This window comes from Paracraurococcus ruber, assembly GCF_004353985.1.
Lineage (GTDB): Bacteria > Pseudomonadota > Alphaproteobacteria > Acetobacterales > Acetobacteraceae > Paracraurococcus > Paracraurococcus ruber.
Window position 1 is genome coordinate 1 of record NZ_SMOA01000200.1, and the last position, 10,336, is coordinate 10,336.

At 73.9% G+C, this 10,336-nt stretch carries 12 protein-coding genes; 1 reads left to right on the forward strand and 11 read right to left on the reverse strand.

Going from position 1 to position 10,336, the window contains the following annotated elements; genetic code table 11:
- From E2C05_RS23850 to E2C05_RS23860, 3 genes are all read right to left on the reverse strand, one after another.
- Positions 1-564, reverse strand: a 564-nt coding sequence (locus E2C05_RS23850) for a helix-turn-helix domain-containing protein (protein WP_133222143.1), incomplete at its 3' end; no start/stop codon positions are given.
- 117 nt (positions 565-681) lie between these two features.
- A complete protein-coding gene (locus E2C05_RS23855) occupies positions 682-1,746 on the reverse strand; it encodes an NAD(P)H-dependent flavin oxidoreductase (RefSeq protein ID WP_133222144.1) in 1,065 nt (354 codons plus the stop codon).
- 2 nt (positions 1,747-1,748) lie between these two features.
- A complete protein-coding gene (locus E2C05_RS23860; protein WP_133222145.1) occupies positions 1,749-2,975 on the reverse strand; it encodes an aspartate kinase in 1,227 nt (408 codons plus the stop codon).
- Positions 2,976-3,113: 138 nt separating this feature from the next.
- Between E2C05_RS23860 and ubiG the strand changes: the two genes are divergently transcribed.
- Positions 3,114-3,854 (forward strand): bifunctional 2-polyprenyl-6-hydroxyphenol methylase/3-demethylubiquinol 3-O-methyltransferase UbiG, encoded by a 741-nt coding sequence (gene ubiG / locus E2C05_RS23865; protein WP_133222153.1) that lies wholly within the window; start codon positions 3,114-3,116, stop codon positions 3,852-3,854.
- Between the two features lie 62 nt (positions 3,855-3,916).
- Here the strand turns inward: ubiG and E2C05_RS23870 are convergent, their stop codons facing one another.
- The 8 genes from E2C05_RS23870 to radC all read right to left on the reverse strand — a co-directional run bounded on the left by E2C05_RS23870 (position 3,917) and on the right by radC (position 10,196).
- Positions 3,917-4,357: a toxin-antitoxin system YwqK family antitoxin gene (locus E2C05_RS23870; RefSeq protein WP_133222146.1), complete on the reverse strand. Its 441-nt coding sequence runs from the start codon at positions 4,355-4,357 to the stop codon at positions 3,917-3,919.
- 175 nt (positions 4,358-4,532) lie between these two features.
- Positions 4,533-5,009 carry a DUF1178 family protein gene (locus E2C05_RS23875; RefSeq protein WP_133222147.1) on the reverse strand — a complete coding sequence of 159 codons (477 nt, stop codon included), beginning with the start codon at positions 5,007-5,009 and terminating at the stop codon, positions 4,533-4,535.
- Positions 5,010-5,150: 141 nt separating this feature from the next.
- Positions 5,151-5,408 (reverse strand): glutaredoxin 3, encoded by a 258-nt coding sequence (gene grxC, locus E2C05_RS23880; RefSeq protein ID WP_133222148.1) that lies wholly within the window; start codon positions 5,406-5,408, stop codon positions 5,151-5,153.
- A gap of 42 nt (positions 5,409-5,450) precedes the next feature.
- Positions 5,451-5,636 carry a hypothetical protein gene (locus tag E2C05_RS23885; protein ID WP_133222149.1) on the reverse strand — a complete coding sequence of 62 codons (186 nt, stop codon included), beginning with the start codon at positions 5,634-5,636 and terminating at the stop codon, positions 5,451-5,453.
- A 353-nt stretch (positions 5,637-5,989) separates the two neighbouring features.
- Positions 5,990-6,739, reverse strand: a complete 750-nt coding sequence (locus E2C05_RS23890) for a ComF family protein (RefSeq protein WP_133222150.1) — start codon at positions 6,737-6,739, stop codon at positions 5,990-5,992.
- 56 nt (positions 6,740-6,795) lie between these two features.
- Entirely contained in the window at positions 6,796-8,388 is a 1,593-nt protein-coding gene (locus E2C05_RS23895) for a rhodanese-like domain-containing protein (RefSeq protein ID WP_133222151.1), read from the reverse strand.
- Between the two features lie 189 nt (positions 8,389-8,577).
- Positions 8,578-9,444, reverse strand: a complete 867-nt coding sequence (locus E2C05_RS23900; RefSeq protein WP_133222152.1) for a S1 family peptidase — start codon at positions 9,442-9,444, stop codon at positions 8,578-8,580.
- 47 nt (positions 9,445-9,491) lie between these two features.
- Positions 9,492-10,196 carry a RadC family protein gene (radC, locus tag E2C05_RS23905; RefSeq protein WP_240046874.1) on the reverse strand — a complete coding sequence of 235 codons (705 nt, stop codon included), beginning with the start codon at positions 10,194-10,196 and terminating at the stop codon, positions 9,492-9,494.
- Positions 10,197-10,336 lie beyond the last annotated feature (140 nt).

A 10,336-nucleotide genomic window follows, 5' to 3' on the forward strand; every position in this document is an offset into this window, starting at 1 on the left:
GCTGGCGCCGGCCGAGGGCGCCGCGGCGGCGGAGGTGGGGCTCGGCGCCTGCGGCGCCGATGGCGCGACGGCGGGCGCTTCCGGCGGGCTGCCCTCCCGCAGGGCGAGTTCGATGGCCGGCGGCGGGGGCGGCACCGCATCCACCACCCGGTTGCCGCTGCCGGACCACTGGTACCAGCCGACATAGGCGCCGATGGCCAGCACCACGCCGCCCAGGATCACCGCGCCGGCCGGCACCCCGCGGTCGGGCACCGGCTCGGGGAAGACCAGGTCGGTCTTGCGCGCCACGGTCGGCCCGCTCGCCTCCCGGAAGCGGCGGACCATCTCATCCGCATCCAGCCCCAGGGCACGCGCATAGGTGCGGACGAAGCCCACCGCATAGGCCGGGGCGGGCAGGTCGCGGATCCGCCCATCCTCCAGCGCCGAGAGATAGACGCGGCGGATGCGCAGCGCCTGCGCCACATCCTCGATCGTCAGCCCGAGCGATACGCGCGCATCGCGCAGCTCGGCCCCCAGCCGGGCCGGCTCAGCGTTCGAAATCTCGTGTGAGGACAGTCGTTTCATGTCGCCGGGCACGCCCGGCGATGTAACCCGCGCGTGATGAGTGAGCAAACCGAATTCTCGGCCCGCCCGCGAGACGTCACGCGACTGACCGCAACCGGCCGGCGCGCCGCCATGGGGTCACGCCGCAGCACCGGGCCAGCGCGCCGCCAGCGCCGCCCGGGCCTGGTCGACCAGCTCGGCGATGATCTCGGCCGCCGGCTGCTCCCGCGTCACCATGCCGACGCTCTGGCCGGCCATCAGGCTGCCCTGCTCGACATCGCCATCGATCACCGCGCGGCGCAGCGCACCGGCCCAGAAATGCTCGATCTCGAGCTGGGCATCCTCCTTCCCGACTTCGCCGGCCTGGAAGCGCGCCAGCACCTTCGCCTGGTGCTCCATGAAGCGCTTGGTGCCCTCGTTCACCAGGGCACGCACCGGGATGACCGGGAAGCGCTCGTCGATCTGCACCGTCGGCACCGCGTCGCGCGCCGCGCCGCGCAGGAAGGCCTGCTTGAACTTCGGATGCGCGATGCTCTCGGCGGCGCAGACGAAGCGGGTGCCGAGCTGGGCGCCAGCCGCGCCCATCTCCAGGTAGGACAGGATCGCCTCCCCCCGGCCGATCCCACCGGCGACGAAGACCGGCACCTCCTTCGCCATCGTGGGCAGGATCTCCTGCGCCAGCACGTTCAGCGAGACCGGGCCGATATGCCCGCCGGCCTCGGATCCCTCGATCACCAGCGCATCGGCGCCGCTGCGCACCAGCTTCTTCGCCAGCGCCAGCGCCGGGGCGAAGCAGACCACCTTGGCGCCGCCCGCCTTCGCCGCCTTAATCGCCGCGCCGGGCGGGATACCGCCGGCGAAGACGATATGGCCGACCCCGGCCGCCAGGCAGACCTCCACCAGCTGGTCCAGCCGCGGATGCATGGTGATGAGGTTCACGCCGAAGGGCTGCTGCGTCAGCGCCTGGGTGGCGGCGATCTCCTCGGCCAGCCGCGGCGGCTCCATGGCGCCGCAGGCGATGACGCCGAAGGCGCCGGCATTGGACAGGGCGGCGACCAGGTTGCGCTCGCTCACCCAGCTCATCGCCCCGCCCATGATGGCGACGCGGGACCCGAAGAAGGCGGCGCCGCGCGCCATCAGCCGGTCGAGCGCGGCGGCGGCGGCGGCGTCGGCGGGGGCGGCCACGGGGGCGAGCGTGTCCATGCTCAAGCCGCCGGGCCGTCGAGGCCATAGGCGGTGTGCAGCGCGCGCACCGCCAGCTCGGTGTAGTCGCCCGGGATCAGCACGCTCACCTTGATCTCGCTGGTCGAGATGACCTGGATGTTGATCCCCTTCTCGGCCAGCGCCCGGAACATGGTGTTGGCCACGCCGGCATGGCTGCGCATGCCGACGCCGACGACGCTGATCTTCGCCACTTCCGGGTCGGCCAGGATGGTGTCGAAGCCCAGCTCGCCACGCGCCTTCTCCAGCACGTCCTGCGCCCGGGCCAGGTCGGCCTTGCCCACCGTGAAGGTCATGTCGGTGGTGCCGTCGGCGCCGATGTTCTGGACGATCATGTCGACGTTCACATTGGCCGTGGCCAGGGCGCCGAAGACGCCGGCGGCGATGCCGGGCCGGTCCGGCACCCGCCGCAGCGTCACCTTCGCATCGTCCCGCGAATAGGCGATGCCGCTCACGATGGGCTGTTCCACGATCTCGTCCTCATCCACCACCAGGGATCCTGGCGCATCGGAAAAACTCGACAGCACCTGCACCCGCACCCGCTGCTTCATCGCCAGCTCGACCGAGCGGGTCTGCAGCACCTTGGCACCGACCGAGGCGAGTTCCAGCATCTCCTCGTAGGAGATCTTCTCGAGCTTGCGGGCGCGCGGCACGATGCGCGGGTCGGTGGTGTAGATCCCGTCCACATCGGTGTAGATGTCGCAGCGGTCGGCCTTCACCGCCGCCGCCAGCGCCACCGCCGAGAGGTCGGAGCCGCCGCGGCCCAGCGTCGTCACCCGGTTCCGCACCGGCTCGACGCCCTGGAAGCCGGCGACGACCGGCACCTGGCCCTGCCGCATCCGCTCGATCAGCGTCGCGCCCTCGATCCGCTCGACCCGGGCCTTGCCATGCGCGCCGTCGGTCACGATCGGCACCTGCCAGCCCTGCCAGGACCGCGCATCGACGCCGATGGTCTGCAGGGCGATGGCCAGCAGGCCGATCGTCACCTGCTCCCCGGTCGCCACCACCGTGTCGTATTCCCGCGCGTCGTGCAGCGGCGACAGCTCCTGGCACCATTTCACCAGCTGGTTGGTCACGCCCGACATGGCGGAGACCACCACCGCGACCTCGTTGCCGGCCTCCACCTCCCGCTTCACGCGGGTGGCGACGTTGCGGATGCGGTCGAGGTCGGCGACGGAGGTGCCGCCGAACTTCATCACGATGCGGGCCATAAAGGGGCGCTTCCGGGGAACGGGGTCGGTGGTGCGGGCGCCGCGCGGTTGCGCCCGGGCGAAGGGGGGCACAGATACCCACCCGGTCCCCGCGCTGCAACATTCGCGAGGGACCCGGAAGGGACGGGGCGCATGGCTATGGCCGCGGGTGGCACGGCGATCGGGGCGGAGATCGCGAAATTCGACCGGCTGGCGGCGACCTGGTGGGATCCGCGCGGCCCGATGCGGCCGCTGCACGCCATGAACCCGGCCCGGATGGGCTGGATCATCGCCCGCCTCGCCCGCCGGCATGGGCGGGACCCCGACACGGCCCGGCCGCTGGACGGGCTGGCGGTGCTGGATGTCGGCTGCGGCGCCGGCCTGGCCAGCGAGGCGCTGGCGAAGGCGGGCGCCACGGTCACCGGGCTCGACGCGGCCGGGGAGGCGCTCTCGGCCGCCCGCGCCCATGCCGCGTCCGGCGGCCTCGTGATCGACTACCGGGACGGAAGGCCGGAGGACCTGCTGGCCGAGGCGCCGGGCCGCTTCGATGCCGTGCTGGCGCTGGAGGTGATCGAGCATGTCGCCGACCGGGAGACCTTCTGCCGACACCTGGCCGGGCTGGCGAAGCCGGGCGGGACGGTGGTGCTCTCCACCCTGAACCGCACGCCGCGCAGCTGGGCCTTCGCCAAATTCGGTGCCGAATACCTGCTGCGGCTGCTGCCGGTGGGCACGCATGACTGGCGGATGTTCGTCCGCCCGGCCGAGTTGGGGGCCGAGTTGCGCCAGGCCGGGCTGCGGGTGGCCGACATCACCGGCCTGGCCATGGACCCGCTGACCGGGCGCTGGAGCACCGTCCGCGATGTCGGCATCAACTACATGGTGCTGGCGACCCGCCCCTGACCCGCTGCCCCTGATCGGCCGCCCCTAATTGGCTGCCCCGACCGGCACGCCGTGCCGGCCGGTCAGTTCCGCCGGGCCTCGCCGGTGCGGCGGCCAGAGGGATCGTAGCGGCGGATCACCCCGCCGCGCTCCTCCGACCGGCCGGTGACGCGGCCGGAATTGTCGTAGAAGCGCGTCACGCCGTCCCGCGTCTCGGCGCGGCCGGTGGCACGGCCCGACGGATCATAGAAACGGGTGGTGCCGTCGCGCGCCTCGGCCCGGCCGGTGGCACGGCCGGAGGGGTCGTAGAAGCGGGTGGTGCCGTCACGGTCCTCGGCCCGGCCGGTGGCACGGCCCGAATTGTCGTAGAATTTCGTGGTGCCGTCCCGGCTCTCCTGCCGGCCCAGCGCCCGGCCGGAGGCGTCGTAGTCCCGCAGCGTTCCCCGGGCCCAGCCGCCCTCCCACCCCTGGGCGGCGGCCGGCAGGGCGGCGAGGCAGAGCAGCAGCGCCATGCCGAAGGTCATCCGGGAGGATCCCTGGTGTCGGTCCGGGCGCCCGAAGGCGCCGGGCGGCCGCGCCCCGGACCTGCCCAAACGCATGGCGGGTGAGCGTCGACGGCGCGGCGCCGGGGAGTGCCGGGGCGGCGGGGCGCGTCCGGCGCCGCGGCCAGCCCGGGGTCAGGCAACGCGGCTGCCGGCATCATCCGTCGGCGCGCGGCACCCAGGGCAGGCGCGCCACCTCGATCCCCTCCTCGCGCAGCGCCGAGGCCTCGGCATCGGACGCCTCGCCATAGATCCCGCGGCGGTCGCTCTCGCCGCGATGGATCTTCCGCGCCTCCTCGGCGAACTCGGTGCCGACATAGTCGCAGCTCTTCTCGACCTCGGCCCGCATGCGCTGCAGCAGCGCCACCACCTGCGCCGGCATCGGCCCGGCCGCCGCCGGGGCGGTCGCCGGCATCTCGGCCGGCGGCGCGGGCGGGACGGCCGGCAGGTCCTTCACCCGGGTGCGCCCCTTCCTCGGGATGGCCGGCGCCATCAGGCGCTTGGCCACCTCCGTCGCGCCGCAGACCGGGCACTCGACGAAGCCGGCCTTCGCCTGCCTGTCGAAGGCCGCGCTGTCCTTGAACCAGCCATCGAACTCGTGCCCCGCGCTGCAGCGCAGATCGTAATGGATCATCCCGAGCTTTCCCTGGCCCGCGGCAAGGCCGGGGCCCTTGTCATTCACTATAGGGTGGCACTCGGCGGAGACGAGTGCCAAATCCTTCGCAATGCGAAAGACGCTGGCACGACCCCGGGGCGTCCTGCCCTGGCCGGACCCTCAGGCCGCCAGCAGAGTGTCCAGCTTGCCGGCGCGGTCCAGCGCCGCCAGGTCGTCCGACCCGCCGATCGCCTGCCCGTCGATGAAGATCTGCGGCACCGTGGTGCGCCCGCCGGACCGCGCGATCGCGTCCTTGCGGGCCTGGGAGCCGTGCGGGGCATCCAGCTCCTCGAACGCGATCCCCTTGCGGGCGAGCAGCGCCTTGGCGCGGTCGCAGAAGGGGCAGAAGGGGGTTGTGTAGATCTCGACCTTGGCCATTCCCGCCACTTTGGTCCTTGCATCCCCGGGGTCAAGCAGGGGTCAGTTGAGCCAGACCAGCAGCGTGATCACCGGGCTCGCCAGCAGGAAGCCCACCGCCACCATCGTCATCAGCCGCCCGGGCGAATCCGCCCCCCTCTCCCCGGCCCCGATGCGCCGCACCACCGGCACGGCGAAGGGTGAGGGCGGGGTCGCCGCCGGTTGGATGCCTTGCAAGGTCTGTGACATGCGGCCTCCTGCTGCCTGCCGGACGCGGAGAGGCTGCCTCGACTGCCTGAACACCCGGTTACCAGGACAGCCGGATCATGCGCGCCAGGGTTGCTTTAGGGGAAGACCCTAGCCATGCGCCGCAGCGTATCGTTAGCGAGCCGGAGCGGAATGCCTCATGCGCGTGGCGGCCGGGTGCGGGACGCCGCGACCCGGTCGAAGGCCCGGGGCATCCGGCGGCCGCGCCGGCTGCCCGTGCCGCGGGCCTGCAGCCTGGCCCCGGCCGCGGACAGCGCAGCGCGCGGCAGGCTTCGGCCTTCGATGCGGTGCGGGCTGCGGGGTGGCGGGCTGCTGGTCTGCGGGCTCGGGGGGGCTCACGCCCCGCCGGCGACACGCTCCAGCCGCGGGTCCGGCACCCGCGCCGCCGCCAGCACGTCCACCGCCGCGGCGCCGGCCGCCAGCAGGGTACGGGTGCAGGCCTCGGCCGTGGCGCCGGAGGTCATGACGTCATCGACCAGCAGCACCCGCCGGCCGGCGATGCGCGCCGCGCCGCGCGGCGCCACCGTGAAGGCGCCCTCCAGCAGCGCCGCCCGCTCCGCCGCGCCCTTGTCGCCCAGCGGCGGCGTCGGCCGCGCCCGGCGCAGCAGCCCGGGCAGATGCGGCAGCCCGGCCTGGCGGGCCAGCCGGCCGCTGAGCAGCGCGGCTTGGTTGTAGCGGCGGGACACCAGCCGCCGCCAATGCAGCGGCACCGGCGCCACCACCTCGGCCCGCGCCAGCAGCGCCGCCCCGGCGCGCGCCATGTGCCGCGCCAGCGGGCCGGCCAACTCGGTCCGGTCGGCATGCTTGAAGGGCAGGATCAGCCGCTGCGACCCGGCGTCGTAGCGCAGCGCCGCCCGCGCCGCGTCGAAGCTCGGCGGCCGCGCCGCGCAGCCGGGGCAGAGCGGGCCGGCCCCGGCATGCGGGAAGGGCACGCCGCACTGCTCGCATTGCGGCGCCGTGACGAAGGACAGGCCGGAAAAGCAGGCGGCGCAGAGGCTGCCCTGGGCGTCCACGCCGGCGTCGCAGGTCAGGCAATGGGGGGGCAGCAGCGCGTCCAGGACCGCAACGCCCCAGCGGGACACCATGAAGGCTCTGCCCCCATGCCCCCGCCGGGGCCAAAGCCTGGCCCCGGACCCCGCCATCAGGTCTTCACCGCTCCGAAGCGGGCATCGCCGTCGCGCGCGACCTCATGCACCAGGTCGATCTCCCAGGAGAGGTATTCGCGCATCGCCGCCTCGACGCCATCGTTGCGGTCATAGGGACGCAGATAGACGTCGATGCAGTCGGCATCCGCCGGGTTGCGGCGATCGGCCTGCAGAGGCAGGCCCGCGGCCTTCCAGGCCGGCACGCCGCCCGCCAGCACCGCCACGGGGCCGAGGCCGAACCCTTCGACCTCCGCCACCGCCAGCCGCGCCATCGCCTCCTCCGACGCCGCCAGCACCACTTGCACCCCGGGCCGCAACCGGTCGCGCAGCGATGCCAGCCGGGTCCTGACGCCCCAGAGCGCGCCGGGCAGCGCCCCCTCCCGGAAGTCGAGCGACCGCGACAGCTGCACCACTTGCGCGGTCCCGGCCTCCAGCGCCGCCGCCAGCCCGGCCGGCGTGACCGTGGCGGGGGAGAGCGCCGCCGCCTCCGGGCAGTCCGGCACCCAGGGCCCGGTCTCGAGCGGGCCGGCCAGCCCGTCCTCCAGCACGAAGACCTCCCAGCCGCCGAGCTGCCGCAGCCAGGCGCCGGTCATGCGCGCCCTGACCCCGGTATCGTCCACCAGGACGATCCGCGCGCCGCGCACCGCCACCCAATTGTCGGTGCCCTGCACCAGCTGCCCGCCCGGCGCCATGCGGCTGCCGGGCAGATGGCCGGCCAGGTATTCCTCGGGATCCCGGACATCGAGGACATGGGTGGTGCGCCCCTCCTCCCGCAGCATGGCAGCGAGGCCGGCGCGGTCCGCCACCCGCACGCCCCAGCTCTCGGCGAAGCCCTGCGCCCGCTGCCGGGCCAGGTCCAGGCTGGCCGGGGTGCCGCGCGGGAAGCTGGCGGATTTCCCGCGGTCGCAGGCGAAGCCTGCCAGCTCCCAGCCCATGGTGCCGTTGCGCAGGGCGACGACCTTGTTCGGCAGGCCGGCGCGCCGCAGGCTCTCGGCGCCCATGATGCTGCGGGTGCGGCCGGCGCAGTTCACCACGATGGTGGTCTCCGGCCGCGGCGCGATCTCGCCGATCCGGTAGACCAGTTCGCCGCCCGGGACATCGACGGCGCCGGGGATGGACATGCGGCGGAACTCGTCCATCGGCCGGCTGTCCAGCACCACCATGTCGGTGCCGCCTTCCATCATCGCCTTCAGCTCGGCGGGATCGACGGAGGGCGTTTCGTAATGGTGCTCCACCCACTCCCCGAAGGCCTTGGAGGGCACGTTGACGCCGGAGAACAGCACATAGCCCGCCGCCGCCCAGGCCGGCGTCCCGCCGTCCAGCACGGCGACATCGGTGCAGCCGATGCTGCCCAGGTAGCCGGCCAGCCGCTCGGCCAGCCCGCCCTCCCCGCCATCCACGCAGCAGATGCGCACGCCGCGCCGCGGCAGCAGGTGGCGGGCGCGGAACTCGGCGCGCGACAGGGCGCAGGGATTGGCCCAGAACAGGTGGGACTTGCCGAATTCGCCATCCTCCCGCGCATCGAGGATGGCCAGTTCCTGCCCATCCGCGATCCAGGCTTTCAGCGTCCGCGCATCGATCCGCCGCATCGGTCAGCGCCCCCCGCGGGCACTGGGATCGGCGGGGCCTTGGTCACGGGTCATGCGGGCGTTCCTCCTGCCGGGAGCGGTCGCGCGCGGCGGGGACGCCGCGCCGCGTGGAGCCGCTCCGCGCTCCATGGCCGACAGCGGTGCAGCGTTCCGGCCGGAACGCAAGCCGCCGTCGCCGCCCGGACCCTACTACCGCAGGCAGCGCAGCAGAACCGTGGAGGGCTCCGCCACCTCCCCCACATCGGCCGGGGTCAGGCCGCCACGGGTGCTGCCCAGGGCGGGCCGCACGCCGTTGCGCTGCAGGAATTCCAGCGCCTCCGACCCCTTCACCGCGAAATTCACGTTCTGCGGCAGGTCGCCGGTCACCTGGGCGATGCGCTGGGCATTCAGCTTGGACACCACCACGCCCACCACCCGGCCGGACATGTCCAGCAGCGGCCCCCCCGAATTGCCGGACTGGACCGGTGCGCTGATCTGGTAGTGCCGCGGGTTGTCGCGCAGGCCGGACAGCGCCGAGACATCGCCGGTGGTGAGGGTGGCGCCGGAACTGAGCATGCCGGCCAGCGGGAAGCCGTAGGTGACCACGCCCTCCCCCCGTCTGACCTCGGGCGCCGCCCGGAAGGGCAGCGGCGGGCCGAGGTCGCCCGCCACCGAGAGCAGGGCGAGGTCCCGTTCCGGGTCGCGCGCCGCCACCGTCGCCGGCAGTTCGGCCCCGCGCGGGGTGCGGGCGCGCATCTCCGCGCAGCCTTCCGCCACATGCCAGTTGGTCAGCAGCCGCCCGGGCGCGACGACGAAGCCGGTGCCGGAGGAGACCTGCCGCCGCGCCCCCTGCGCGCCGCCGCCGGCGAAGGGATCACTGCCCGGCGGCAGCGGCGGCGGCTTGCCCGTGGGCATGGATTGCGGCACCGCGCCGGGCTTGCCCCCGCCGCCATCGAGCGGCGGCGGCTTGCCCTGCGCCCAGGCGGGGGCCGAGGCGGGAAGACCCGCGGCGGTCGCCAGGCCGGCCCAGGCGGCCAGCAGCACCAGGCTTCGGGCGATGGACGGGGCCGGACGCATGGGCCGACCCTGCGGGCAGGCGGCGCCCGGCGTCAACCGCAGCGGGATCACAGCAGACCCTCCCGCCGCAGGGACACATGCATGCCGTTGCCGATGATGATGTGGTCGTGCAGCACGATGCCGAAGACCTGCGCCGCTGCCTTGATCTCCCCGGTCATCTCGATGTCGGCGCGGGACGGGGTGGGGTCGCCGCTTGGGTGGTTGTGGACCAGGATCATGGCGGTGGCCTGCAGCTCCAGCGCGCGCTTCACCACCTCCCGCGGGTAGATCGGCGTGTGGTTCACCGTGCCCTTCCCCTGCGCCTCATCGAGGATGAGCCGGTTGCGGGTGTCGAGGTAGAGCACGCGCACATGCTCCACCCTCTCCCGCATCAGCTGCGCCGTCAGGTAGTCGATCAGCTTGTCCCAACTGTTAAGGACATGGATCTTCTTCGCCTCCGCCTGGGTGAGGCGGAGCGCGCCGGCATGGATGATCTTCAGCGCGGCGACGCCGGCATCGCCGAGGCCCTGCACGCCGCGCAGCTCGATCGGCGGGGCGGCGATGGCATTGGCGAAGCTGCCGAAGCGGGCGATCAGGGTCCGGGCGATCGGCTTGGTGTCGCGGCGCGGCAGGGCGAGGAAGAGCACCATCTCGACCAGTTCATGGTCCAGCACCGCGTCCGGCCCGCCGGTCAGCAGCTTCTGCCGCATCCGGGCCCGGTGGCCCTCATGCCCCGGCGGCTCGGCCTCCGTCGCCGCGACATCCGGCAGCAGCCCGGGCTGGCTGGGCGCCAGGCGCACCTGCCGGCCATTCGCGCGGGCCAGGCCGGTTTCCGCCGGCCGGGCGGCCGCCTCGGTGGCCGCGGCAGGGTCGGCCGGCGGCGAACCGGGCGGCGGCGCCGAAGCCCGCGGCC